Below are 24393 nucleotides of genomic sequence, written 5' to 3'. Positions count from 1 at the left end.
TTAATGATTTCGATCAAGAGGAAAAAGCAACGCTCGTGCACAGCTTAATTGCAGTTCCGGCAACAATGCCTCACCGCAGGTTCTCTGGTTTGTAGCCAAGGCGCAACCCACCCCAGTGCCGCCCCTTGACCATGATCGGCACCGACAAGTCGTGCATCAGCTCGCCGGTATCGCGAGTGTATGTCTGCAACAGCACCGGTTGCTGATGGCTGCCACAGCGAATACCGGTGCGATCGGCAAACTTGCGCTTGGTGCGGTTGTGCACGGTGTCGGCCTGCACATCGCCGGTCAGCGGCTGGCTGAATGCCTGATTGTGGGTCGGTACATAACCTTGCTGCGTGCAGGCGATAGCGAACACCAGACCTTCATGACGCGGCAACAGTGGCTCCTGAATCGCCGGCAGCACCTGATCGGTGTAGCGGTCGAAACGAGTCTGGAACTTGGCAGGCTGAGTGTTCGGAATCGGCTGGTACTGGCGGTCGAACAAGTCTTCGAGACTGATCCGGCCCTGCTCGACATCGGCCTCGAAACGCGCGGCAATCTGCCCCGCACCCTCACGGGCCAGGTCGTAGATACGCTGGTGATAGTCATCCAGACCGACTTCAGCCAGGCGTTCGCTGATGGTTTCCGCCTGCCCTTCCATCTGCACCGCCGCCTCGGCCAGGCGTCGGGTCTGCTGATCGCTGATCGCCAGGTCGCTGCGCATCTGCTCGATGGCGGTGAACAGGCTGTCGAGTTGCTCGCGATTGGTCTCGGCACCGCGGGCGATTTCACCGACCTGAGTTTCAACCCCGGCAGCCAGTCGCGCGATGTTTTCCAGGTGCTGGCCGGTGTGTTCGACCTGCTCGACACCGGTGTGCAAATCGTCGGAGAGCTGGCGGATCTGCTCCACCACCTGCGCCGTGCGCTGCTGGATGTCGGCGACCATCTCGCCCACTTCACCGGTGGCCGTCGCCGTACGAGCCGCCAGACCGCGCACCTCATCCGCCACCACCGCAAAGCCGCGCCCATGCTCGCCGGCCCGGGCCGCTTCGATGGCGGCGTTCAATGCCAGTAAGTTGGTCTGACTGGCAATGGACTGAATCACCAGAGTCACGCGCTGAATGTCGTCGCTGCGCTGACTCAAGGCTTCGATAAGTTCACGACTGGCATTGGCGCGCTGACTGAGTTGATGCATTCGCGAAATGGAATCGACCAGTTCGGTCCGGCCCGCCGCGCTGCTGTGATGAGCTTCACTGGCGGCGCCCAGCGCTTCGCGGCTGAGTTGGGAAGTGGCTTGTTCAGTGGCGATCATCACTTCGGCGTTGTTGACGATCTGCGCGGCGGCGTCGAGTTGCGATTGCAGCTTGCCGGCCAGTTCCTTGACGGAAAACGCCACGCCGGCGGCTGACAGCGCGTTATGACTGGTGGTGTAGGAAAGGTCGCGAGTCAGCTCGGACATCGCATTGCTGCTATCGACCGGTTGCGCATCGGGGACCGCTCGGGAGCGCAGGCGCGGCAGCCAGACGATCAGTACCGCCAGCGGCATGCCCACGTATAACGGCCATTCGCCCAGAGTCATCCCGGCCAGCAACAGCATCAGGGCGATGCTTTGCAGGGTCGGCGTCAACCAGCGATTCTTCGGCAAAACAACTGGTGCAGGCAGAGCCGCAACCAGAGATCCATCTCTCGTCATTTCGTTACCCCACGCTTGTTCTCATTGTTGTGGCTGCATTAAACGCCACTACAAGGCCATTATCCATGGTCCGTTAGTCGTGGATCTGTGGCAGGTCAATGGAACGGTGCGGGGATTTCCGGCAGACGAGAAAAAGCAAAGATCGCAGCCTTCTGCCGCTTTAAATAAAAGCTGCAGAAGGCTGCGATCTTTTCGCGACGACCCACACTGAAGGGGTCGCCTCAGGAATCAGGCCTGACGCTGGTGCTTGTCGATCTGCTCGTGACGCTCTTGAGCTTCGATGCAGTACTTGGTGGTCGGGCTGATCAGCAGGCGTTTCAGGCCAATCGGCTCGCCGCTGTCGTCGCACCAGCCAAAGCTGTCTTCCTTGATACGCTCAAGGGCTTGTTCCAGTTGCGGCAGCATGCGCTGGTCGCGATCGATCGCGTTTACCAGCCAGGTGCGCTCTTCTTCCACCGAGGCGGCGTCCGCCGGGTCAGCCGGGGTGTCCAGGCTCTCGATGGCAATACGGTTCTGCTCAATGCGCTCATGGGTTTCGACTTTCATGTTCTGCAACAGCTCGCTGAAGAAAGCGTGTTGCTCGGCATTCATGTAGTCATCTGCCGGCATGGCCAGCAACTTGTCCTTTGTCATTGATATCTCTATAAAAAAACGTGCATTAAGGCGAATTAGGGAGCGTTCCGGCGAACCGCCTGCGGTCATCGGAAAGGCATCGTTTATTGCAAACGCCACCCGGCACTCAATTTACGAAGGGGCGGCAGTCTAAGGCCCGTTTGAGGCCTCAGCAACTGTAAATACAGGGAATTTGTCCGACAAAGCCCGGAAAGTGCTCTGACACAGGCCTCACGGCGGTCATCGGAGTGCGTTTATAGCAAGAAATTCAGTCGAGCGGATGCATATAGAAGACAAACGGCGGATGAGCGGCGCTTTGTCGCATTTTTTACCCTTTCACTCGCAGGGCTCAATGCTGAGGTTCTCCCCATCACCGACCCGCCCAGGCTGGTCGGTGACAGGATCTCCAAAATTATTCGAGAGGGATCTTGATTTGCATTTTCAGCGGGAATGTATCGATGTTCGGTGCTTCACTGACTTTTCCCGTCGCAACCAATTTGTCGATATCAATGTTGATGCCGGAATAACCAATGGCGACCGGTGCATCAAACACCTGCCGCAATGTCAGACCTGACGCAGAAGACTTCACCACGGAGCCAGTCACACCTGGCATTGCCGGAGTTACGGACTCCACTCGCTTGCGGATATCGGCATTGACCTGTGCCAGTTCCGCCTCCTTCTGTCTGATCAACGCCTGATTCGTGGCGGGCACTACCTCAGGCTTCTGCGCTACGCCCTTGTCTGACGCAGCCGCCTTCGCGGCGTCGGCTTTGGCTGTATCGCCTGCCTTCGCATCTGCGCCCTTTCCGTCTGCAGCAGACTCACCTTTGGCAGCCGGCTTCAATGCTCGAAGCTGAGTTTCAATGGCTGTCTTGCGCTCATCCAGATCCGTCAGCGCCCGCGTTACCGCGGAAAACTGAGCGCCATTACTTTCGGTCGAAGAAATCACGACATCCAATGAGCGCGCCAAATAAACTTGTGTCACCAGCACGAGCACCGAAGTGGTGTCGTTCTTGTCATCAGCCTTGGTGTCGTTTTTCAACGAAACTACCGCTTCCTGCAGTTTTTCGCGCTGGATATTGGTGTACTTGCTCAGGTACCTATCTGCCGCTACATGAGCATCCCCATAAAGCACTCCGTAGGTTTCCGCCACGGGGACCGAGTAGGCAACCGAATACGATGACTTGCGGGCGCCACCAAACAGTGCACCGATCGAACTGTTGCTGACTCCCAATCCGATATCGCTTTCTGCCAGGGAGGCAAAGGTAAAACCGGGAAACGCCACCAACGCGTTTATTTTCACTGAGCTGTTTGGCAAATAAAGATCCGGTACGCTCGTTGTCGCTACAAGACCTGACTTGTCAGCCGGCGTTTTAGCTGCGGTGATGTAGGGCGCAGCTTTCCTCAACTCATCATCGAGCCGCATCCGGTCAAACCAGACCGAGCCCATGTAGTAATCGACGGTTTTCATCTTGGCGCCGGCTTTCGCTGCCCGAACCACGTAAAAATCGCCAACTTCAAAGTTACCTCGCGGCGGAAAAATCGGTTTGAAATTCAATTGTTCCGTGTTGGCCGACCACTGCTGCACCACCGCACCTCTTTCCGGACGGTTACTGCACCCCACTGAAGCCATACACAAAATCCCTATCGTCAATCGATAAAGCGTATTCATGACAAAACCCTCGTGCCCTTCTTATGTGACCTACGCCGCTAACTTTTACTGGCGCGCGGGCGTCGGCACCTCAACGATCTAGGGGTCATGGACTGCAAGGGAGTAATACAAACGAGTACTGAGTCAGAGGGCCTGAACTCGCTTAACTTTTCCATCCCTGGTCGGTGCTGGCACTTTGACTATAGATACGACAGAACCACTGGCAAGGTCCTCGAAAGCCTTTATTTTCGGGTGTTTCATGGTTGTTACAGATTCTGTTTCAACAATGAAAAACCTCAACGGCCGAGTTACCCAGTAGTCAGCCGACAAGCTTTCCCGCTAAATTCGACATCCATCGAATGGCCGTGATCTGCCCCAAGGAGTTGCACGTGAAACTGATAGGAATGCTCGACTCACCCTACGTGCGCCGCGTGGCGATCTCCGCCAAGTGCCTCGGGATCGAACTGGAACACGACCCGGTGTCGGTGTTTCGCCACTTCGAGCGCTTCCAGCAGATCAACCCGGTGGTCAAGGCGCCGACCCTGGTGCTCGACGACGGCCAGGTACTGATCGACTCGACGCTGATCCTCGATTACCTCGAAGCCCTGTCCGGCAAAACCCTGCTGCCCACCAACCTGACCCAACGGGTAAAAGCCCTGCGCCTGATCGGCCTCGGCCTCGCCGCCTGCGAAAAAGCCGTGCAGCTCTACTACGAACGCAACCTGCGCCCGGCCGACATTCAATATCAGCCATGGGTCGAACGCGTCGAAGGCCAACTCGCCGCAGCATTCACCGCGCTGGAACACGAACTGCAAAAACACCCACTGCCCAACGATGGCCCCCTCCAGCAGGACGGTATCACCCTCGCCGTCGCCTGGAGCTTCACCAACCTCGTCGTCCCCGACCAGATCGACACCGGACGATTCCCGCGCATCGCCCAATACACCGCGTACGCCGAAGGCCTCCAAGCGTTCATCAGCACCCCGATGACCTGACCATGAGCACAACCGAAACCGCCGTCCCGGCCCTGAAAGAAATCTTCAACGCCGAACGCCTGCAACACATCGCCACAGAAATGAGCACCGTGTACCCGGCGTTCAAGGCCAAGGCATTTCTCAAGCACGCCAACGACGGCCTCGCCGACCTCTCCGTCATGCAACGCATGGCCCGCGTCAGCGAAAGCCTGCACGCCGTGCTGCCACTGGACTACGAAGATTCCCTCGCCGTACTACGTGAACTCGCCCCGCGCCTGAACAGCGGCTTCGTCAGCATGAGCCTGCCGCACTACGTCGCAAGCTACGGCACGCACGCGTTCGACACCTCGATGGAGGCCCTGAAGTACTTCACCACCTTCGGCTCCTCCGAATTCGCCATCCGCCACTTCCTGCGCAGTGACCTGGAGCGCTCGCTGGAACTGATGCACGACTGGGCAAGAGACGAAAATCACCATGTCCGCCGCCTCGCCAGCGAAGGCAGCCGCCCTCGCCTGCCGTGGTCGTTTCGCCTGGAACCGGTGCAGGCCGACCCGCGCCTCGCCGCCGGAATTCTTGATCGGCTGAAGGCGGATGAGAGTTTGTATGTGCGCAAGTCTGTGGCGAATCATTTGAATGACGTAACCAAGGAACATCCGGAGTGGGTGCTGGATACGGTTGAGGGATGGGCACTGGAGAACAGGCACACGGCGTGGATTGCGAAGCATGCACTGCGGAGTCTGATCAAACAGGGGGATTTGCGGGCGCTCACTGTTATTGGTGCAGGGGCGAAGGCTGAGGTTGAGTTGCTGGATGTGAAGGTTGAACCGGCGGTTGTGCGGCTCGGAGAGACGATCACTTTGTCATTCACCGTGCGGTCGTTGGTGCCGGTGGAACAACGGTTGGTGATTGATTATGCGATTGACTACGTGAAGGCGAATGGCGGGACTTCGGCCAAGGTTTTCAAGTTGAAGACGTTGGTGTTGGCGGGGTTTGGGAGCGAGGTTGTGGCGCGCAGGCAAGTGATTAAGGATTTCACTACGAGGAAGCATTATGCGGGGGAGCATGCGGTGCATGTAACGATTAATGGGGAGCGGTTGGGGACTGCTGCCGTTAACATCCTCGTTTCATAAATATAAAAAATAGTTTGGTCATCAAGCCACATAAGGATATCCCCTTGCGAAGACTGTTCCTCAGTAACAAAAAAGTCCGAAACATCCCCCGTCACCTCCGCTCCTTGGAGCACTGGGCCGCGAGTTTTAGCGGCGAGCTCCATCCTCGCAGCGATGAGCAAGAGCGTTACACACACTGGAAAATCCCAGTACTCAACAACCTCGTTCAAGGTCCGCAAGCACGTATCGAAGTGCAGGCCTTCTGTGTTCAGCAATTGCTCGAAGCAGCGGCTCATCTTTCCCGCGCAGCGGATCGCAGCCAAGGTTACTACCGCATTTCCTGCCTGGTGGTATGGCCCTGGTTACACCAGAGCGAAGTGACAGTGTTCTATGACCGTGAGTACTACTTGAGTTTTCTGGGGCAGCATAACTCGCTTGCCCCGATACACTTGAGCGAAAGGCTTGTGTTGGATGTGCCCGAGAACTTCATTGAGCATGGGCATGATGTAACCCAGGACGATGATGAAGTCGAAGTTCAGTGGTGGTGTATCGGGGAGCACGCCTGATCAGTAACAGCCTATTGTCCGGGATGCTCCTGGCGAAAGTTTTAATTTCCCGAATCCCAACTTCAGGCATCAAGCGATTGGTCGACTGATCAGACTGAGACGGTTACGCTGACGTTTTTCACCTGAACGGAAAGCGTATGTCAGAGGTGTACCAGGGAAGCTGTTTGTGCGGAGTCGTCGGTTACGAATTAACCACCTCACCAAAAGCAGTGAGCCATTGCCATTGCAGTCAATGCCGTAAAGGTCACGGGGCCGCATTCGCTTCGTACGGCAGTGTTCCGCAAAGCGCACTTCGCATACTCCGTGGCTCCGCCAGCATTAAATCCTTTGTTTCTTCGGAGTCGGTATTACGCGAGTTCTGCTCGGAATGCGGTTCTACTTTGTTCTGGTCACGATCTCAAGGTGAGTTTGCCGACTGGGTTTCGATAGCACTGGGCACGCTCGATACGCCGTTCCTGCCTGAAAAGCAGAAGCACGTTCATACTGATTCTGCAGCCCCTTGGTATATCTCCTCCAACCCATGTATATCAGGTGGACGCCCCCCCTTCCCTTTGGCTCCAATGGTAGCGCCAAGCCACGAATGATAAGGTTCAGCCTCAAAATCACGGACGACACCTCGTGCACAAACGATCTCTTGCTGCAGCAGCGATAACCTTCACCATCAGTCTTTCCGCTCATGCCTCCCCTGTGCCGCAGGAAGAGCTCGAAGAGTGCCAGCGAATAGAAAACTCGGCCAAACAGGTCATGAAAAGCAGGCAGCAAGGCGCGCCCATGGATTCGGTGTGGGAACTGGCCGAAGCGGCAGGCAAGCAGAGCGAGTATGTGGGTGAGTTGTTCAAGACGCTGATTCGCGAGGCGTACGCGATTCCTCAGTACTCAAGCGAGAGTTTGCAGCAGAAAGCGATCAGCGATTTCCATTCCAATTTCTACAAGGCTTGCATCGTGACGGCGCAAAAGCGAGCAGACGCCAACGGCTGAGCTCATCGAGCAAAAAAGGGAGCAGATTCAGGTAATGGATCTGCTCCCTTTTTACTTAAGGGCAGCCTCTACGCTTTCAGCTCTACTTTATCCAGCGCCTGATTCACGGCCAGCCCCGCTACCATGACCACCTGTGCGATGCCCAGAGCAGTCTTGCGATGTGCAGGCTCAAGGGTGGCGGCGAAGTTGCTGAGCATTTCGCTGGCGGAATCGAGGGATTCGCTGGCGTTGGCCAACAGGGATTCGCTGTTGTAGGCGGGGTTGGCCAGGAACATGGGGTCGTGTGTGGTGTGGCTGCCCATGATGCGTTGTTGCGGGGTCAGGTAATGGTCGAGGGCGCGTTCGGCGGCTTCGTTCAGGGTTCGGGAATCGGGGAATTGGTAGGGTGAGACTGGATCGGTTTCTGGTGGATTCGGTGTTGGTTTGATCATGGTGAAACTCCTGATTTTGATTAGGAGCTACCAGCATCACTTGCAGATGATGGGTGGCAGCCAAGTGCGGGTCTGCAAGACCGGGAAACCAGGCACCCGGCAGACCCGAAGGTCTCCCGCACAAAGCCGCCATTGAGCGGACACAAACGAGCGTCCTTTTGGCAGGGCTGTGCGACTGGTTTTCCGGCGGGCTTGCAGACCCGATCACTGATGGGCAGTGACGGGAATCAAGTTACGGAGGGAGCGCCAGACGCACAAGCCGGCGGATTCTGTCTTAGGTGTAGGGCGTGGCGCAAGGCGTTGTGGGCATCGGGATGTGACAAGAGACCTCGCATAAACAGGCCACGTGTTTCGCGTTTAATGTCTGACAAAAGAGACTGTTTCGCAGTCCGACAGGAATACGTAAATCAGCTCGTCCGCTTTCATCCAGACACCGCCAGCCCCCTGTGTCTAAAAAACCGGCCACCCTGCATAATCCGCGCAAATTCCTTCATCAATCCAAGTCCGACCGTCATGCCTGAAGAGTTCGAAGTCCCCAGTCCTCACGAGCAACACGTTGAACACACCACCCATCATGCCCACGCAAAAGGCGATCGCTTTGCCAGCAAGATTGCGGTCATGACGGCGATCATGGCGACGGTCGGCGCCCTGATGAGTTATCAGGCCGGTTCGACGGAGAGCGAGGCCGCCATGGACAAAAACAACGCGGCCATCCAGAAGACCGAAGCGGCCAACGAGTGGAACTACTACCAGGCCAAGTCCAGCCGGCAGAACCTGTCGGAGCTGGCCAGCCATCTTCCGGGGCTGGATTCCGCTCACTATGTTGCCGAGGCGCGGCGCTACGCGGAGCAGAAAGAGGAAGCCCGCAAAAAGGCGGAAACTCTCGAGCAACAGGCAAGAGAGTGGGACGAGAAGTCTGAGCAGGTGCTACATCAGCATCACCGCTGGGCCCAGGCCATGACCGCGATTCAAATCGCCATTTCACTGGCGGCCATCACCTTGCTGACACGCAAGGAATGGCTCAGGCGCGTCTCGTTTGGGGCGGCGGGTGTGGGTGTCATGTTGGGTTCGCTGGCCTGGTTGCATATCTGAGTGAGGTGGTCAGACTTCAGCCGGTTGAATCCGCAGCCAAAAGCAGTCGTTGCCGATAGACTGCTTCCGGCCATAAGCGGACGCCTCCTGAAAAAATCAGCAAGACTATTTTGCTACTATCGCGCGCTATAGCCCAATTGCACGAAGTAAACCTCAGGTATTTACATGTTCGACAGAAGCGACTTTGATCAACTTTCAAGGGAACAGCAGATTTGTAGGGCTGCACAAAGTGTTTGTCGCGGTCTCTACTATGTCACCTATCCAAACGACGCCTTTCGATATCCTGAGTCGCAGGAGACCATCAGGATAACTCGCGCACCCAAACGGCATGGTGAAAACGGACTAAAATTCTGGCTCCAAGCAGAGTACTTAGATTGCCAACCTGAAAATGACAGCCATTTCCCACAGCACGTATCCGACGCTAAGTTTGAGGAAATCTCGGAAGCTGTTTTCAATCAGATGATTGCGGACCGGACGATTGATTTGATTGCACCGCTCAAGCAACCGCTGCATGAGCCGACAGGTTTTGTCGGAGCGTTGTTGATGTACTCAATGAAGACGGACTTCATCGTTTCACTGTTCGCAGAGTATGACGACGAGTACATTCATTTCTATTGGGACACGATTTCATAAGCTCTGGCACCAAGGACTGAACGCGGATTAATTCGAACGTCCGATTGGGGTCGAAAGCAGCCGCTTTTGGCCGATCTCTGTCTGTCGTGAAGGGCTGCATCCGACTCATAGCTGTAATTAAATTGAGGTAACGAAGCGGGTTTCGAGGCCTACACTTACTGGCGGTAGCGCATTAATCAATACTACGGCATCGTCGCCCTGGTTAAGGTAGATCAATGAGTCACCGGTCTCGAACGTAATCCTGAATCCGGCTAGCCAAGGCTCTTGCCCGTTGAAAGAGTCAAGAGTTCCCTCAACTGCGCAAATTTTTGTGTTCTCAAGGTGGGTTGCTGATAAACCTGCAAGCAGGTTTTCCCTTTTCCAGGAGCATGTCACGTTCGGCTCTATCTCGAAGGAAGCCGGCGTATCAGAAGGCAACAAGTCCGCGCCTACTCTCTCGCCATCACTCAAGAGATACATGGATAGAAGTTCTCGCTCGCCAAAACGCCACTCTAGAGAACCTATGTCTCCCAGATCTTTCTCGTCGTTGAAATAGTACTGGTCGTGCAGCAGCGCACCCAGCCGCTTTCCCAAAAGCGAACGTGCGTTTTGCAGGTCTAGGACAGCTCTTGTAGGGGATGGGGAGTGTCGGCTAGACATCGGGCACCTCATACAGGTCGAAAGAGAGGCAGATACTACACAAGCTCTGTTACATCCGCTTCTGGCCGAAAGCGGTAGCTCGTCAGTAGCCGCTTTCGGTTTCACAAGAGACATCTACACAAAACATCATCGCGACTGAAACGCAACACAAACCCACCCGTCAGGTAAAGCACCATGTATCACGTAATCGGCGTATGCACCTCAAAAGAAGGAGAGCGTTTGCGTACGTTGAACCCACTGGAGCGAATTGTTTTCAGGTCTGGTCACTTTCATTCGAGGGGATATTTTTCCCTCATAGCGCCTGCTTTTGAGCAATATGCTCAACGGGATTCAAAGATAGGCATTACATCATTGCATGCACAGTTCCACCTCAGGAACCATGAGTTAGATGAGGTTCTGGAGATTCTGAATAATCTCGAAATGGAACTGAATCAGCGACCGAAAAGCTGGCAGGAGTATCTCGGTACCATTCAGTACCCAAGACAAGAGCCCCGCCCCATACAACCGATGTTACTCAGGCGTCGAGCACTTCGGCTTGTTAGCACGCTGCGAACGTTCGTGCTTAAAGCTCAGGCCCAAAATACAGGCCTGGCCTATGGAACGGGGGTTTGTTATCGCGCTCTGTGTGGCATAGAACTGCCGCCGGGCTCTGTGTATTCCTGATGCCCGGTCTCCAAGGCCTGGATTGAACAGTCGATAGGTTCTACCTCTGACCTGATGAGCAAGAGACGGCTGCTCACAACCCTGCCTGCCAATACCCAAGGCACCGGCAGACAGGGCTCCACCACTCAACAACCTCAGTAAGGATTACACCGCTGAGCCACCGCCGTCGCCTGATCTACATACGGCCGCGCAGGCTCAAGGTTCCACTCTGGCTTGTTCCTCACAGGCTTGCCATCGAACGATGCGGCCAAGTGACAAACCAGCTGCCGACGCAATGACCCGCCATTGACGCTGTACATCCGCCATTGCTCGTCGTCTTTGTGTTTGTTGTACAGCTCGGCAAACATCCGGTCGGTCTGGTCATCCTTGATCGCACGCCCACAAGCAGTCGGCACGACTTGCAGCGACCAGGTCTTCGGCCCGAGTTTCGGGTCGTCGCGTTGGGCCCAGGTGCTGGATTCGATGTACTTGTCGCAGAACTGTTGGGCCGGTGGCGCCGCGGTCTGGATGCACGAGAACGTAGCCTTGCTGGTCGGCGTTTTTGGGAAGTCGATCTTGACGATGTTGCGGTCCTTGCCGGTCTTGGCTTTGTAGTCGCGCTGGTTGGCCAGGGCGTCGTTCAGACCCCGTGAATCGCTGTAGAAAAAGGCCAGGATCGGCAACTCATCAGTCTTCGGATTGCCCAGGCGCAACTCGGTCTGGGTCTGGAATTCACGGGTGTTGATGACGCGTCGGGCGCCCATGAAGTTCTGGAACGCGTTGACCCGATCCTGGCTGCTCATCGGGTTGCGCATGTTGAAACCGCATTGCAACTGGTCCTGCTTGCGGTCGTTGTTGAACTTGGTGAAGTGCGCGACCCAGGCGTTGACGTTGGTGATCGGCGGGGCCATGGACTGGCAGACTGCCTCGGTCTGACTGGTATTCTTGTTGTTGCCGCAGCCACGGTCGTCGCGAAAATCGGTCCAGGCATCGTTGGGAAACGCGCAGTAAACGTGCACCGGATTTTCCGGGTCACGCACCATGTCGACCGGGGTGATGATGTAGCCGTTCTGGGTGCTCATGCCGGGGTCTTCGTAGCTGATGCCATCGGCCCGCATGTAGGACGCGGCAAACGTGCCCAGCTCGACCGCTTTGGGGCTGGGGTTCCAGACATCCCACTTCTGTCCTTTTGCCGGATCGGCACGGTGAGTGCCGCGAATCAGCAAACCCGAACAGTCCGACGCCGGGTCTTTGCCACAACTGGCGGTAGTGTTGTTGTACAAGCTTTCAACGCGTTTCAGCGTGTCTTCGCAGGACTCGGCGTTGGCCGACGTCGCGTGCAGAAACAACGGAACCGCAAGTAGTGGGACGATCCTGCTCCAGCGTTCTTTCATGACGTGTTTCTCCCTGATTGTTCTTCTCGTCTTCCCTGTTCAATGACGTCCGGTACCCGGCGGGGCTTAGCGCGTAACCGGATTGCACCCCGCCGCACGGGTCTCGCTGTCCGAAAGCGCAGGCCGGAACGGCTCAAGATTCCACGGTGTCTTGGCGCGGTAATTCACCAGTACGCAGTTCAATTGCTGGCGCATGCTGCCGGCGGATTTCTCGTTGTCGCGCCAGTTGCCATCGGCACCTCTGAGGGCGAACAACTGCTGGTACAGGGCATCGATCTGCTCATTGGGCAAGGCGCGCCCGGCGGCTGTCGGCACGACGCTCAAGGTCCATTCGTCCTGACGGGTGCCCGGGTCGTAGCGTTTGACCCAGTCGGCGGAAGCGATGTACTGCGGTGCCTTGACCGGCAGCGGGTTGCAACCGGCCTTGGCGGCTTCCTGAGGGGTGACGACGGGGCGGAACGGTTCCAGATTCCACTCGGTCTTGCCCGGGTAGTTCTGCACCAGACAACTGAGTTGCTGACGCATGCTGCCGGGTGATTTTTCGTTGTCGCGCCACTGACTGTCGGCCCCGCGCAGCGCGAACAATTCCTTGTACAACGCCTCCTGGTCGCTGGCCTGAATCGCCTTGCCCTGAGCGGTGGGCGTGACGTTGAGCGTCCATTCGTTCTTGCCGGTGCCGGGGTCGTGGCGCTCGACCCAATTGGCCGACGCAATGTAGCGAGACGTCACTGGTGCAGGCTGGCCGTTGCCGGCGGTCGTCAGATCAATCGCCTGATCCGCCGCGACATAGCTGAAGCGCTGCTCCGGCGGCTTGGTGAAATCCAGCCGCAGGATCGGCACGCTGTAACCCTGGGCCTGAAGTTTCTTCTGGAAATTGCGCGCACTGTTCAGGCCGTCTTCCGGTTTGGGTGGCGCCTGATCGCCGCGAGTGGCGAAGTTCTGGGTGCTGTTGACGTTGTAGATGAAGGCGTCGATGTACTTCATGTTTTCGCTGCCATCGTTGGTAGCCGAGGCATTCTTCAACATGAATTCGTTGACCTGTGCGCTGAAGGCGAAGGGGTCTTTATTGGTGGTGTTCACCCGCGATTCGTGGACGCGGATCATCGCATTCCAGTCGCTGGGCTTCTCCGCGTTCCAGGAACACTGGCCGTACTGGATCGGCCCTTTCATCAGCCCGGTGTATTTGTTGGTCCACTGCTCGGCAGTGTTCACTCCGGCCTCCGCGCAGGTGCCATAAGCCAGCGCAGCGTTCTTGTTGTTCATCGGTGGTTGGGCGGCGCGCGGCGGTTCACGACTGTCGAAAAAGCCGCAGCCATACCACTTGCGTTCGGGCCCGGTGCCGCCATCGAAAGCGTAGATGCAGGTGAAGCCTTGCTCCTTGACCGGCAGTTGCAGCGCCGCTGCATCGGTGGGATTGCGCAGGATGAAACCGGCCGGGTGAATGAGGATGCGCGTGCTCAGATCCTTGCGAATCCACGAGTAGGACGTCGCACCGATCTTGATCGCGTAAGGGCTGTAGTCCCAAGGGTTGAACGGCCCGTCGTTGACCATGCGCAACGTCACACCACTGCAGTAGTAATGCCCACGAGCGGCGCCGGTGTCAGGCTCCTGGCACGCATCCTTGAGGGTGTTGTAGTTGCGGTTGATGCGGTTCAGGGTTTCCAGCGGGTCGAGCGGTGGCTGGGCAGCCACGGCGCTGAATGCGAGGGAGGCGAAAAACGTCAGGAAAAAGGGCGAACGAACGGCTGCGCGCATAACCGACACTCCTTGTCGTGCGAGATGAGACTTCCTTCAAAGGCAGCGTAGTTAGCACATTCTGTGCGGTCAAACCGATGGGTAAACAGTGTTCGAAAATGCACTTGAAAAAGGGGCCAGCGAACCGACAGCCCCCTCGCAACAAGAGACATGCATCAGACAGGGACTCTACTGCGCCGCATGTGAATCAACGCCGTCCGACCGCCATTCGGCGCGGCGCGCTCCTCGATATCAAACGGCACAAACCCCAGCGTCGGATACAGCAGCAATCCCGCCGTATTTTCATTGAAACAGGACAGCTGCACCTCTTTGGCCTCCCAGCGCTCGAAGGCCAGTTCAGTCATGGTCTCGACGATAAACCGGGCCACGCCTTTGCCCCGGGCACTCGGTGCCACAATCACATTGCCGATGCAGCAAATGCCCTGGCGCTCGGCGCGATAGAAGTTGGCGAACCCGACAATCTCGCCCTCCGCCTCGACCACCGTGGAGTCGAAGCGCTGACTGATCGCAGCGTTCATCTGCGCTTCCGTCAACGGAAATTCCGCCTTCGGGAACATGAAATACAACTCCTGAACGCCCTGCGGAAAACTGCAAATGGTTTTGACGTCGTCAGCCTTCACCGGCCTGTGGTTCAAGTTCATGGCTGCCCTGCCCTCACTTTTTGCCGCTTGCCAGATGATGGGCGACCAGCGCGTTCGCATGCCCGTGGCCCATGCCGTGTCCGGTCTTGAGCCAGGCGACCAGTTCCATGTGTTTTTTGTCGGTGATACTGGCGAGAAGCTTCAGCCAGTGATCGATGGGCTGGCCGTACTTTTTTTCAATCGAGGGAAAGTAGGATGCCGGGCCTTTCACTTTTGCGTCTTCGCTCATGCTGCAAGCTCCCTGAGATCTCGACGGAGTGTCGGATAACGCTCCTTGTCGTCGATCGATAGATTGGACGCCAAACGCTGGCCCGGCAAGTGCGCCCGGTTGTCTCAGTTCAAACCTGCCCTGACGGAAAGTTTTGATGACCAGGACTCTTGTCCAGCCTTCATTATCGGCTCGGCGGGGAAGCGGTAATTGCCAAAGGCCTCGAGCACGGCTTGATCGACAGCGGCGTTTCCCGAACTCTCGACCAATATGATTTCGGGCACCAGCGAGCCGGGTTTGCCTTTGATTTCCAGCGTGACGGGTTTACTGGAGGAACCAGGTTTGATCTGTTTCTTAAGGGCAAACTCCATGTCGCCCACCGTTCCGGAGAGGCTGTTGCCGGTACTCTCATACCAGATTGTGTTGTAGCGCTCGACCTGCTCGGCCGTCATGGCCAGACCTTGAGCACGAACTCGCTGAACGCCTTCCCATGAGGTGTCGCCGATATATCGGCTGGCACTCAGGTAGTGCGTCATTGCACCGGACAGATCCTGTGGGCCACCTTTGCCCTCCTCCATCAAGCGCGCCAGCCGGGCATCACTGTACGCACTGCCAGGTTGCACTCGCTGATACAGCCGTCGCGCTTCACTAGCGTCTGCCACTTGACCGCTGCCCTCTTCCGCCATGCGCGCAAGTTGTTCGTAGCCGGCGGCATCGTGGGCAGCAACGGACTCATAAAGGGCTCTGGCCTTGCCCATGTCTTGCGGCAGCCCACGGCCAAATTCATACAGAACGCCGAGCGCGATCCGGCATTGAAGATTGCCGTCGTCGCTGGCCTCGCGGATGTATTCGACCCAGTCTCTGGAGATGTCTTTTGTCGTGGCGAATATCCGGCATCGCATACCGGCCAAGCTCTGTTCCTGGGGTGTTGGCGAGGTGGTTTTACAACCTGCGACGAGGGTCACCAGAGCCAATAAAGCAACAGCCTTGTTCATGGAGTCTGTCCGTTGAAAGTATGCGAACTCCATCGGCCGTTTTTTTGAGAAATTGAACCCGGATCAGAGATCAGGGTACGACGGCACTCGGCTGCCGGGTTGATTCAACACCAGACCGCTGCACTGTCTCCGGCACCGCCACCCAAAGCAGCACCAGCACCGCCATCGCCACCGCCGCCAATGTCAAAAACGCAGCGCTGTACCCCGCCTCCTGAACCACAATTCCCGCCAGGCTATTGCTCAACGCCGCGCCCAGACCGAACACCGTCGAAATCGCCCCGAGGCTGACATTGAAATGCCCGGTTCCCAGCGTCAGGTCTTTCACCACCACCGGAAACAGCGCGCCGAAAATCCCCGCGCCGACGCCATCGAGTAACTGCACTGAAACCAGCCACCACGGATCGTTCGACAGCACATACAACCCCCCACGTAACGGCAGGATCAGAAACCCCGCCAACAGCAACGGCTTGCGCCCCCACAGATCGGCCTTTGCGCCCACCAGCAACGCGACCGGCACCATCACCATTTGCGCCGCCACGATGCAGGCCGAGGTGAGCGGCGTGGCCATCTGCAGATTGGCTTGCGCCAGTTTCTGACTCACCAGCGGCAACATCGCCGCGTTCGCCAGATGAAACAGCGCACAGCAAATCGCGAACATCAGCAGCGGTCTGTTGGTGAGCAACACGGAAAGCCCCGAAGGCTGCTTGCCCTGCCCCGTTTCGCTGGGTGAAAGACCTCGGGCGAGATCGTGATCAATGGCATCGGCCGATACGAACGAGACGGCAATCACGCTGGCCAGCGCCATGACCGCCATCAGATAAAATACGGCAACCGGGCCGAACAGGTACGCAGACAAACCGGCCAGCAGTGCGGCGCAGGCGTTGCCGGCGTGGTTGAAGGTTTCGTTGCGCCCGGTTCTTCGCGTGAAGGCGCGAGGTCCAGTAATGCCGAGGGTGATCGCGCAGATGGCGGGGGCGAAGATTGAAGCGGCAACGGCACTGATGGCTTGCGTCACGGCCACCAGGGTAAACGACGTCACAAATGGCAGCAGCAGACAGCTAACGGTGACCACCAGTGCGGCAATCGCTATCAGCGCCCGCTTCAAGCGTGTGCTGTCGACCAGCGCGCCTGCCGGGGTTTGCGTGATGAGCGCGGCGATCCCGGCGATGGTCATGACCAGACCGATACTCGCCGGCTCCCAGTGGTGAACCGCCAGCAGATAAATCGCCAGATAGGGACCGAGCCCGTCACGCACGTCGGCGAGGAAGAAATTCAGGCTGTCGAGGGACAGGTTATTGCGGCGATCGAGGTGAGTGGCCACGGGAAGCGTCTTCGTAGTCGAGGTTCTGCGAGATGACTCAACCTCTGCAACTTGAATGACCTGTCGCCCTAGAACTTAGTTGCACCACGCCCACCGCCAAGGCGATGGGCGCCGCTCGTTCTCAGACAGGCGGGACCGCAGGACTCTCCTGAGCCTTTTTGACCTCGACTTTCTTCAGTTCCTTGGCCTGAGTGACATACATCAGGACAGCATTCCAAAAACCTGACCCGCCACTGGCCAACAGTCCCAGACACACCACGCCGAGATCAGACTTGAGAAAGACGAAGTCGCCCGGTATGGCTCCACGGGAAAGGAACGCTGTGATGACCCCGCCTACGACGGCAAGTATTTGCAGATAGGACCGGCGCCTTCCCTCTGCCTTGGGATCATCGTTCACTTGATTCAGAGCGGGTATGAATCCTTTTACGATTTCAACGACACGCTCTGTTGCAATGCTTAATCCAAGTACAACACCTATTAACGAAATCAGAATGTCCATGACCGATCTCTCGTGCAGATGATTCATCGGGGCGGCATCACATAGCCACCATGCAACTATAGACCCTGCCATGGACCGAGAAAGATTATCGAAGGAGCGCTTGCTCCGCCTCACACAACCCCACCACATAATCCCAAACCACCCGCAACCGCACCGACTTGTGCAACTCCCGCCGCGTACTGATCCAGTAACTGCGCTCGATACTCTCATCCGGCAACAGCGCTACCAAATCCGGATCCGACGCCGCCATATAACAAGGCAGCACCGCAATCCCCAGCCCCGAACGTGCCGCCTGCTGCTGGGCGATGACGCTGGTGCTGTGAAACACCACGCGCGGATTGCGGCAGAAGCTGTTGAGAAACATCAGTTCCTGACTGAACAGCAGATCGTCGACATAGCCGATCCACGCATGCCGGCCAAGATCCTCGCGACTGCGCAGCGGCGGCGCATTGTCGAGGTAAGCGCGGCTGGCATAGAGCGCGAGCCGGTAATCGGTGAGTTTGCGGGTGACGAGCATGTCCGCCGCCGGCCGTTCCAGGTGAATACTGATTTCCGCTTCGCGGTTGAGGATGCTGACGAAGCGCGGCACCGCCACCAGTTCCACTTCCAGCCCTGGATAGCGTTCGAACAGCCCGATCATGCGACTGGCGAGAAACATGATGCCCAGCCCTTCCGTCACGCCAACGCGGATCTTGCCCAGCGGCGCGGTGGACTGGGTGATTTCTTCCTGAGCCAGCAGCGCGACGTTTTCCATGGCTTCGGCGTGTTTGAGTAGCGCCTCCCCCGCCGGGGTCATTTCGTAGCCTTGGGCATGCTGGACGAACAGCGCGGTGCCAAGGCTTTTTTCGATGGCCTCGATATGCCGGGCAACGGTGGCGTGCGTGGTGTTCAAGCGGCGGGCGGCCGTGAGCAAGCGGCCGCTGCGTTGCAACTCGAGAAAGAACCGCAGGTCGTTCCAGTCGAACATGGCTTGTCCTTGTCGGCTATCGTCAGAAAGCGCTGTTTGAAAACGCACAGCGGCTGCGCAAAAACTAACATTCTTTTGACGAAAGCTAACAACTAGGATGACTGACAACAAAAACAATAAGCGAGGTCAGGGAATGCAGACTTCCCTCGATGAATTCGATTACATCGTGGTCGGCGCCGGGCCGGCCGGGTGTTTGCTGGCCAATCGGCTGTCGGCCGATCCTCAGCAGCGCGTGTTGCTGCTGGAGGCCGGCGGGCGCGACAACTATCCGTGGATTCACATCCCCGTGGGTTACCTGTTCTGCATCGGCAACCCCCGCACCGACTGGTGCTTCAAGACTGAAGAACAACCAGGCCTTAACGGCCGCGCGCTGAGTTATCCGCGCGGCAAGGTGCTGGGCGGCTGTTCGTCGATCAACGGCATGATCTACATGCGCGGCCAGGCCAACGACTACGACGGCTGGGCCGCCGAGGGCAATCCTGGCTGGGCCTGGAATGACGTGCTGCCGCTGTTCAAACAGAGCGAAAACCACTTTGCCGGCGCGGCGGACTTTCATGGTGACCAGGGTGAATGGCGGGTCGAACGCCAGCGCTTGTCATGGCCGATTCTCGATGCGTTTCGCAGCGCTGCCGAACAGAGCGGCATCGCCAGCATCGATGACTTCAACCAGGGCGACAACGAGGGTTGCGGTTACTTTCAGGTCAATCAGAAAGCCGGGGTGCGCTGGAATGCGGCGAAGGCGTTTCTGAAGCCGATTCGCGATCGGGCCAATCTCACGGTGTTGACCGACGTAGAGGTGGATCGCGCGCTGTTCGAGGACGGTCGCGCCGCAAGGGTCAGCGCACGTTGGCAGGGTCAAGAAAAGCGCTTCAAGGCGCGCAAGGAGATCGTGTTGTGCGCAGGTTCCGTGGGCTCGCCGAGCATTCTGCAACGCTCCGGAATCGGGCCCCGTCCGCTGCTGGAAAAGCTCGGGATCGGCGTGGTGCATGAACTGCCGGGCGTCGGCGGCAACCTGCAGGATCACCTGCAACTGCGGCTGATCTACAAACTGGAGAACGCTCGCACCCTCAACCAGATCGCCGGCAGCGTGTGGGGCAAGATGGGCATGGGCCTGCGCTATCTGTATGACCGCAGCGGGCCGTTGTCGATGGCGCCGAGTCAGTTGGGCGCGTTTGCCCGCTCGGGGCCGGAACAGACCTCGGCCAATCTCGAATACCACGTGCAGCCGCTGTCGCTGGAGCGTTTTGGCGAGCCGTTGCACAGCTTCCCCGCGTTCACCGCGTCGGTGTGTGATTTACGGCCGCAGAGCCGGGGCCGAATCGAGATCCGTTCCGCCGATCCGCAAGCAGCGCCGCTGATCCAGCCCAATTACCTGAGCCACCCCGAAGACCTGCGCGTGGCCGCCGATGCGATTCGCCTGACCCGGCGCATCGTCAGCGCCCCGGCCCTGCAAGCCTTCAACCCGGTGGAATACCTGCCCGGCGCCAGCCTGCAAACCGAAGAACAACTGCACGAAGCGGCGGCGAAGATCGGCACGACGATTTTCCACCCGGTCGGCACCTGTCGCATGGGCAATGACGCGAACGCGGTGGTCGATGCGCAATTGCGCGTGCACGGTGTGCCCGGTCTGCGGATTGCCGATGCGTCGATCATGCCGCGCATTACCTCGGGCAACACCTGTTCGCCTACGCTGATGATTGCCGAAAAAGCGGCACAGCTGATCCTCAACCCAACCGCCCGGAGTTTTCCCGCCGAAGAAAAAGCATTGCCCGCACTCTCTTGACCAAAGGAATAGCGGCGCCAGCCCACGAGGTCGGCGCCGACAGTGGAACAACAAAAACAATCACTGTGAGGGATACCGATATGTCAGAACACGTTCAGTCTCTGGACGCCGTGCGCAGCACGGACGCCAGCCCCGATACTCGAAAGGTCATCTTCGCCTCGTCCCTGGGGACGGTGTTCGAGTGGTATGACTTCTTTCTCTACGGCGCCCTAGCGGCGGTGATCAGCAAGCAGTTCTTTGCCGGGGTCAACGACACCACGGCATTCATCTTCGCGTTGATGGCGTTTGCCGCAGGCTTCATCGTGCGGCCGTTCGGGGCGCTGGTGTTCGGTCGGTTGGGGGACATGATCGGGCGCAAATACACTTTCCTGGCGACCATCATTCTGATGGGCGTGGCGACGTTCGCGGTGGGCCTGCTGCCGACCTACGCCAGCATCGGCATCGCCGCGCCGATCATTCTCGTGGGGCTGCGCATGCTTCAGGGCCTGGCCCTCGGCGGCGAGTACGGCGGCGCCGCGACTTACGTGGCAGAACACGCGCCGATCGGCAAACGCGGTTTCCACACCAGCTGGATTCAATCCACCGCGACCCTCGGTCTGCTGCTGTCGCTGCTGGTGGTACTCGGTTGCCGTTACTTCACTGGCGATCAGTTCGAAGTCTGGGGTTGGCGCATTCCGTTTCTGCTGTCGATCGTGCTGCTGGGGATTTCCACCTGGATTCGCCTGAGCCTGCACGAGTCGCCGGCCTATCTGAAGATGAAAGAGGAAGGCAAGGCCAGCAAGGCGCCGATCCGCGAATCCTTCGGTAAATGGGAAAACCTCAAAGTCGTGCTGATCGCCCTGTTCAGCATCAACGCCGGGCAAGCGGTGACCTTCTACGCCGCACAGTTCTACGTACTGTTCTTCCTCACCCAGTTCCTGAAAATGGACCCGGCGGTGGCCAACAGTCTGCTGATCATCAGCGTGGTGATCGGCGCGCCGTTCTTCATCATTTTCGGCTGGCTGTCGGACAAGGTCGGACGTAAACCGGTGCTGATGCTTGGCCTGCTGCTGGCGACGGCGCTGTACTTCCCGATCTTCAAATCCCTGGCCCACTACGCCAACCCGGCCATCGACCACGCCAGCCAACAGGCGCCGATCACCGTTGTGGCGGATCCGGCCACCTGCACCTTCCAGTTCGACCCGGTGGGCAAGGCCAAATTCGACAGCCCGTGCGACAAGGTCAAGACCTTCCTGGTCAAGCAAGGCCTGCCCTACTCCAGCGTCGCCGCCCCGGCGGGCAGCGCGGTACAAGTGAGCGTCGGCGACGTCAAACTCGATGGCTTCGACGAGGCATCACTGCGCGGCGCGATCACCCTCGCCGGCTACCCGCAACAGGCTGACCTGCAACAGATCAACAAGCCGATGATCGTGGCCCTGATCGTCGCCCTGATCATCATCTCCGCCATGTGTTACGGCCCGCTCGCGGCGCTGATGGTCGAACTGTTCCCGACCCGCATCCGCTACACCTCGATGTCCTTGCCGTACCACATCGGCAACGGCTGGTTCGGCGGTTTCCTGCCGACCGTGTCGTTTGCGCTGGTGGTGTACACCGGGGATATTTTCTACGGGCTGTGGTACCCGGTGCTGATTACCGGGGTGAGCCTGGTGGTGGGAATGATTTGTCTGCGTGAGACGAAGAATATCGATCTGGACAGGAACTGATCCTTGATCAGTGTGGCGAGGGGTTCACACCCTCGCCACCGCACTGAATCTCAGACCTCCGCCTCCAGCAATTCAAACTTCACCTGATCGGGATAGAACGCAACGTAATCCTTGATCTGGCTGACCGAAATCTTCGGATGTTCGTACGTCCACACCGCGTTCGCCCCCTCATGCCCGGGCACTTGCAGACTGAAATAATTGGCGTCGCCCTTGTACGGGCAATAACTCGTGTGGTCGGTGCGAGCGAAGTATTTTTCGTCGATGTCTTCGCGGGGGATGTAGTAGACCGGCGGGTAGTTGGCCTCGAGCAGCACCAATGCTCGGGCGGAGGCGGCGACTTGTATGCCATGGAACTTCACCAGCAGGCAGCCTGGCTGCTCGGCGATGGTGATGACGGGACTGGGACCGGAGGTTTTCATCGGTTTCTCCTGACAGCAGCGAAGGGAGCGCTTCAGGTATAACCCATGCCGCCGGATCTCGTCGGGTTCGCAGCCGAACGGTTTTTTCCGCCCATAAAAAAACCGCAGCCGGCGAAGGCTGCGGTTTTCCGGTTTCAGATCAGGCGACGATATCGGTCGCCACGGCCTGCCCCACTACACCCACTGCGAAGTCCACCGAACCCTGGCCCGTCAGGTCGATCATCAGGCTGGTCTGGTTGGTCTGTTCGAAGTAAGTAAGGATCGCGTCGCCCGCGTGCCCGGTGAAGCCGCTGACGAAGTTCAGCGTGGCCGCCCCCGTGGCAAAACCGGCGATGCCCGACAGGTCGATCTTGTCCAGGCCACTGGTGAAATCCATGATCCAGTCCGGCGCGGTCATGGTCGAATCGCTGGCAGCGCCGAACACGAAGGTGTCTGCGCCTTCACCGCCCCACAGCGAATCACCACCGCCACCGCCGTAGATGATGTCGTTGCCGGCACCGCCAATCAGGTCGTTGGCCGCCGCGTTGCCGATCAGCAGGTCATTGCCCGAGCCGCCCACCGCGTTTTCAACGGTCACGCCATACGCGATGGAGACGTTGCCCACCAGGCCGCCGACGTCGGAGAACGAACCTTCGTTGAGGTTGATCTTCTGGTTCTGGCTGAAGCCGGAGAAGTCCAGGGTGTCGTTGCCGCCACCGTCCCACACCGAGAACACCACTTTGGAGGTGTCCGAAGTAGCGCTGTAGTAGTCGCGGTCGGCGTTGGAGTTGAAGCCGTACACGGTGTCGTCGGCACGGGTTTCCAGGTTGGCACCGTAGAGTTTCTGCACGGCGACGATGTCGTCCAGCAACGGTGCGGAGGCGTAGGCGCCGCTGCCGTCCTTGCTGAAGTTCTGGTCGGTGTTGGCTTCGCTCCAGTAGCTCATCAGGCTGTAGCCACGGGTGTCTTCGGCGTACTTGGCGTCGCCGTAGGTCGGGTTGCCATTGCCGGCGTTGTAGGCGCCCGGGTGCGACAGGCCTAGGGTGTGGCCGATTTCGTGGGTCAGGGTCTGGCGCCCGTAGTTATTGGTGTCCGGGGTCTTGTTGACCTGGTACTTATCGTTGATCAGATACCACGACTGACCGTCGTAGCTACTGCCCTGCGGCAGGTAGGCAAACGCCGCGCCGCCGGTGCTGACGTCGTAGTTGCCGAAGGTCATGTGACCGTCGCCACCCTTGCCCTCGGTGAAGGTGACTTTGGCCACGTCCGACCACGATTGCATCGACAGGATGGCCTGGTCTTTCTGCTGAGCGCTGAACTCGCTGAAGTTGCCGAGTTTCGGGTTGTAGTTCGACGGTTTGTCGGTCAGGAACGTGTAGGTCAGATCAATCTTGCCGTCAGCGTTCTTGTCTTGCCACGACATGCCCTTGCGCAGGATTTCGTCGGCGGCCTGGTCGGCAGTGAACGACGGTTTGCCGTTGACGGTCCCGGTGCCACGGTCATACAGGTGGCTGAAGGTGTCGACCGCAGTGAAGGCGCTGGTGGCCTGAGAGGAAGGTTGAGACATGGTGTACGTCCTTGTTTCTAAAGAGTCAGTGTCAGACAGAAAAACGGCGATCTTCTGGCGAGATCGTCCTGTCACTTGCCCTGTTGAGGCAGATTGAACCTGCCACAGCCGCCAAGGGGGGCGCTAATCAATTTCTCGATAGCGTCCCCGATTGCCCCGG

24 protein-coding genes are annotated in these 24393 nt (G+C 58.2%); 9 read left to right on the top strand and 15 right to left on the bottom strand.

Going from position 1 to position 24393, the window contains the following annotated elements; all coding sequences use genetic code 11:
- Positions 1 to 70 precede the first annotated feature (70 nt).
- The 3 genes from AC1RMX_RS13845 to AC1RMX_RS13835 form a co-directional block, all read right to left on the bottom strand.
- On the bottom strand, positions 71 to 1294 hold the full coding sequence (locus AC1RMX_RS13845; protein ID WP_493072471.1) for a methyl-accepting chemotaxis protein: 1224 nt from the start codon (positions 1292 to 1294) through the stop codon (positions 71 to 73).
- Between the two features lie 609 nt (positions 1295 to 1903).
- Positions 1904 to 2308 carry a TraR/DksA family transcriptional regulator gene (locus AC1RMX_RS13840; protein ID WP_007935965.1) on the bottom strand — a complete coding sequence of 135 codons (405 nt, stop codon included), beginning with the start codon at positions 2306 to 2308 and terminating at the stop codon, positions 1904 to 1906.
- A gap of 391 nt (positions 2309 to 2699) precedes the next feature.
- A complete protein-coding gene (locus tag AC1RMX_RS13835; RefSeq protein ID WP_493072299.1) occupies positions 2700 to 3959 on the bottom strand; it encodes a hypothetical protein in 1260 nt (419 codons plus the stop codon).
- A gap of 368 nt (positions 3960 to 4327) precedes the next feature.
- Here AC1RMX_RS13835 and AC1RMX_RS13830 point away from each other — a divergent pair, with 368 nt between their 5' ends.
- From AC1RMX_RS13830 to AC1RMX_RS13810, 5 genes are all read left to right on the top strand, one after another.
- Positions 4328 to 4933: a glutathione S-transferase gene (locus AC1RMX_RS13830; protein ID WP_493072297.1), complete on the top strand. Its 606-nt coding sequence runs from the start codon at positions 4328 to 4330 to the stop codon at positions 4931 to 4933.
- A gap of 2 nt (positions 4934 to 4935) precedes the next feature.
- Positions 4936 to 6042, top strand: coding sequence for a DNA alkylation repair protein (locus AC1RMX_RS13825; protein ID WP_493072295.1), 1107 nt, complete (start codon positions 4936 to 4938; stop codon positions 6040 to 6042).
- Positions 6043 to 6086: 44 nt separating this feature from the next.
- Entirely contained in the window at positions 6087 to 6587 is a 501-nt protein-coding gene (locus tag AC1RMX_RS13820) for a DUF3916 domain-containing protein (protein WP_493072293.1), read from the top strand.
- Positions 6588 to 6724: 137 nt separating this feature from the next.
- The gene (locus AC1RMX_RS13815) at positions 6725 to 7171 is read left to right on the top strand and encodes a GFA family protein (RefSeq protein WP_192558278.1); all 447 of its coding nucleotides are present in this window, start codon (positions 6725 to 6727) and stop codon (positions 7169 to 7171) included.
- A 34-nt stretch (positions 7172 to 7205) separates the two neighbouring features.
- Positions 7206 to 7565 carry a hypothetical protein gene (locus AC1RMX_RS13810; RefSeq protein ID WP_493072291.1) on the top strand — a complete coding sequence of 120 codons (360 nt, stop codon included), beginning with the start codon at positions 7206 to 7208 and terminating at the stop codon, positions 7563 to 7565.
- A gap of 68 nt (positions 7566 to 7633) precedes the next feature.
- Here AC1RMX_RS13810 and AC1RMX_RS13805 read toward each other — a convergent pair whose 3' ends face one another.
- Complete coding sequence (locus tag AC1RMX_RS13805; RefSeq protein ID WP_493072289.1) at positions 7634 to 7996, bottom strand: DUF6124 family protein; 363 nt, start codon at positions 7994 to 7996, stop codon at positions 7634 to 7636.
- A 513-nt stretch (positions 7997 to 8509) separates the two neighbouring features.
- Between AC1RMX_RS13805 and AC1RMX_RS13800 the strand changes: the two genes are divergently transcribed.
- A complete protein-coding gene (locus AC1RMX_RS13800; protein WP_096820160.1) occupies positions 8510 to 9088 on the top strand; it encodes a DUF4337 domain-containing protein in 579 nt (192 codons plus the stop codon).
- 165 nt (positions 9089 to 9253) lie between these two features.
- The gene (locus AC1RMX_RS13795; protein ID WP_096820161.1) at positions 9254 to 9721 is read left to right on the top strand and encodes a hypothetical protein; all 468 of its coding nucleotides are present in this window, start codon (positions 9254 to 9256) and stop codon (positions 9719 to 9721) included.
- A 117-nt stretch (positions 9722 to 9838) separates the two neighbouring features.
- Here AC1RMX_RS13795 and AC1RMX_RS13790 read toward each other — a convergent pair whose 3' ends face one another.
- The 9 genes from AC1RMX_RS13790 to AC1RMX_RS13750 all read right to left on the bottom strand — a co-directional run bounded on the left by AC1RMX_RS13790 (position 9839) and on the right by AC1RMX_RS13750 (position 18782).
- On the bottom strand, positions 9839 to 10360 hold the full coding sequence (locus AC1RMX_RS13790) for a hypothetical protein (protein ID WP_493072286.1): 522 nt from the start codon (positions 10358 to 10360) through the stop codon (positions 9839 to 9841).
- Positions 10361 to 11157: 797 nt separating this feature from the next.
- Positions 11158 to 12396 carry a DUF2599 domain-containing protein gene (locus AC1RMX_RS13785; RefSeq protein ID WP_096820164.1) on the bottom strand — a complete coding sequence of 413 codons (1239 nt, stop codon included), beginning with the start codon at positions 12394 to 12396 and terminating at the stop codon, positions 11158 to 11160.
- Positions 12397 to 12462: 66 nt separating this feature from the next.
- Positions 12463 to 14151 (bottom strand): DUF2599 domain-containing protein, encoded by a 1689-nt coding sequence (locus AC1RMX_RS13780; RefSeq protein ID WP_493072284.1) that lies wholly within the window; start codon positions 14149 to 14151, stop codon positions 12463 to 12465.
- A 155-nt stretch (positions 14152 to 14306) separates the two neighbouring features.
- Positions 14307 to 14792, bottom strand: coding sequence for a GNAT family N-acetyltransferase (locus AC1RMX_RS13775; protein ID WP_096820166.1), 486 nt, complete (start codon positions 14790 to 14792; stop codon positions 14307 to 14309).
- A 13-nt stretch (positions 14793 to 14805) separates the two neighbouring features.
- Positions 14806 to 15021, bottom strand: a complete 216-nt coding sequence (locus AC1RMX_RS13770; protein WP_493072282.1) for a DUF4287 domain-containing protein — start codon at positions 15019 to 15021, stop codon at positions 14806 to 14808.
- A gap of 104 nt (positions 15022 to 15125) precedes the next feature.
- Positions 15126 to 15995, bottom strand: coding sequence for a tetratricopeptide repeat protein (locus AC1RMX_RS13765; protein WP_493072280.1), 870 nt, complete (start codon positions 15993 to 15995; stop codon positions 15126 to 15128).
- 70 nt (positions 15996 to 16065) lie between these two features.
- Positions 16066 to 17316 carry an MFS transporter gene (locus AC1RMX_RS13760; protein WP_493072278.1) on the bottom strand — a complete coding sequence of 417 codons (1251 nt, stop codon included), beginning with the start codon at positions 17314 to 17316 and terminating at the stop codon, positions 16066 to 16068.
- Between the two features lie 121 nt (positions 17317 to 17437).
- The gene (locus AC1RMX_RS13755; RefSeq protein ID WP_493072276.1) at positions 17438 to 17815 is read right to left on the bottom strand and encodes a hypothetical protein; all 378 of its coding nucleotides are present in this window, start codon (positions 17813 to 17815) and stop codon (positions 17438 to 17440) included.
- Between the two features lie 85 nt (positions 17816 to 17900).
- Positions 17901 to 18782: a LysR family transcriptional regulator gene (locus tag AC1RMX_RS13750; protein ID WP_096820171.1), complete on the bottom strand. Its 882-nt coding sequence runs from the start codon at positions 18780 to 18782 to the stop codon at positions 17901 to 17903.
- Between the two features lie 133 nt (positions 18783 to 18915).
- Between AC1RMX_RS13750 and AC1RMX_RS13745 the strand changes: the two genes are divergently transcribed.
- Positions 18916 to 20565, top strand: coding sequence for a GMC family oxidoreductase (locus AC1RMX_RS13745; protein WP_493072274.1), 1650 nt, complete (start codon positions 18916 to 18918; stop codon positions 20563 to 20565).
- A gap of 80 nt (positions 20566 to 20645) precedes the next feature.
- Entirely contained in the window at positions 20646 to 22268 is a 1623-nt protein-coding gene (locus AC1RMX_RS13740) for an MFS transporter (RefSeq protein ID WP_493072272.1), read from the top strand.
- A 50-nt stretch (positions 22269 to 22318) separates the two neighbouring features.
- On the opposite strand, the gene AC1RMX_RS13735 is transcribed toward AC1RMX_RS13740, so the two are convergent.
- Complete coding sequence (locus AC1RMX_RS13735) at positions 22319 to 22687, bottom strand: DUF427 domain-containing protein (protein WP_096820174.1); 369 nt, start codon at positions 22685 to 22687, stop codon at positions 22319 to 22321.
- A 139-nt stretch (positions 22688 to 22826) separates the two neighbouring features.
- Positions 22827 to 24233, bottom strand: coding sequence for a serralysin family metalloprotease (locus tag AC1RMX_RS13730; protein WP_192558289.1), 1407 nt, complete (start codon positions 24231 to 24233; stop codon positions 22827 to 22829).
- Positions 24234 to 24393: the final 160 nt, after the last annotated feature.

It is taken from the genome of Pseudomonas sp. GW822-FHT03F04 (assembly GCF_058801405.1).
Note: the sequence above shows the minus strand (reverse complement) of the source record. Positions and strands in the feature narration are given on the sequence as shown.

Coding starts and splice junctions, on each gene's coding strand:
- AC1RMX_RS13735 (WP_096820174.1), bottom strand. CDS start 22,687: ATGAAAACCTCCGGTCCCAGTCCCGTCATCACCATCGCCGAGCAGCCA.
- AC1RMX_RS13780 (WP_493072284.1), bottom strand. CDS start 14,151: ATGCGCGCAGCCGTTCGTTCGCCCTTTTTCCTGACGTTTTTCGCCTCC.
- AC1RMX_RS13770 (WP_493072282.1), bottom strand. CDS start 15,021: ATGAGCGAAGACGCAAAAGTGAAAGGCCCGGCATCCTACTTTCCCTCG.
- AC1RMX_RS13805 (WP_493072289.1), bottom strand. CDS start 7,996: ATGATCAAACCAACACCGAATCCACCAGAAACCGATCCAGTCTCACCC.
- AC1RMX_RS13845 (WP_493072471.1), bottom strand. CDS start 1,294: ATGATCGCCACTGAACAAGCCACTTCCCAACTCAGCCGCGAAGCGCTG.
- AC1RMX_RS13800 (WP_096820160.1), top strand. CDS start 8,510: ATGCCTGAAGAGTTCGAAGTCCCCAGTCCTCACGAGCAACACGTTGAA.
- AC1RMX_RS13755 (WP_493072276.1), bottom strand. CDS start 17,815: ATGGACATTCTGATTTCGTTAATAGGTGTTGTACTTGGATTAAGCATT.
- AC1RMX_RS13840 (WP_007935965.1), bottom strand. CDS start 2,308: ATGACAAAGGACAAGTTGCTGGCCATGCCGGCAGATGACTACATGAAT.
- AC1RMX_RS13730 (WP_192558289.1), bottom strand. CDS start 24,233: ATGTCTCAACCTTCCTCTCAGGCCACCAGCGCCTTCACTGCGGTCGAC.
- AC1RMX_RS13750 (WP_096820171.1), bottom strand. CDS start 18,782: ATGTTCGACTGGAACGACCTGCGGTTCTTTCTCGAGTTGCAACGCAGC.
- AC1RMX_RS13775 (WP_096820166.1), bottom strand. CDS start 14,792: ATGAACTTGAACCACAGGCCGGTGAAGGCTGACGACGTCAAAACCATT.
- AC1RMX_RS13740 (WP_493072272.1), top strand. CDS start 20,646: ATGTCAGAACACGTTCAGTCTCTGGACGCCGTGCGCAGCACGGACGCC.
- AC1RMX_RS13765 (WP_493072280.1), bottom strand. CDS start 15,995: ATGAACAAGGCTGTTGCTTTATTGGCTCTGGTGACCCTCGTCGCAGGT.
- AC1RMX_RS13835 (WP_493072299.1), bottom strand. CDS start 3,959: ATGAATACGCTTTATCGATTGACGATAGGGATTTTGTGTATGGCTTCA.
- AC1RMX_RS13790 (WP_493072286.1), bottom strand. CDS start 10,360: ATGTCTAGCCGACACTCCCCATCCCCTACAAGAGCTGTCCTAGACCTG.
- AC1RMX_RS13815 (WP_192558278.1), top strand. CDS start 6,725: ATGTCAGAGGTGTACCAGGGAAGCTGTTTGTGCGGAGTCGTCGGTTAC.
- AC1RMX_RS13825 (WP_493072295.1), top strand. CDS start 4,936: ATGAGCACAACCGAAACCGCCGTCCCGGCCCTGAAAGAAATCTTCAAC.
- AC1RMX_RS13795 (WP_096820161.1), top strand. CDS start 9,254: ATGTTCGACAGAAGCGACTTTGATCAACTTTCAAGGGAACAGCAGATT.
- AC1RMX_RS13745 (WP_493072274.1), top strand. CDS start 18,916: ATGCAGACTTCCCTCGATGAATTCGATTACATCGTGGTCGGCGCCGGG.
- AC1RMX_RS13785 (WP_096820164.1), bottom strand. CDS start 12,396: ATGAAAGAACGCTGGAGCAGGATCGTCCCACTACTTGCGGTTCCGTTG.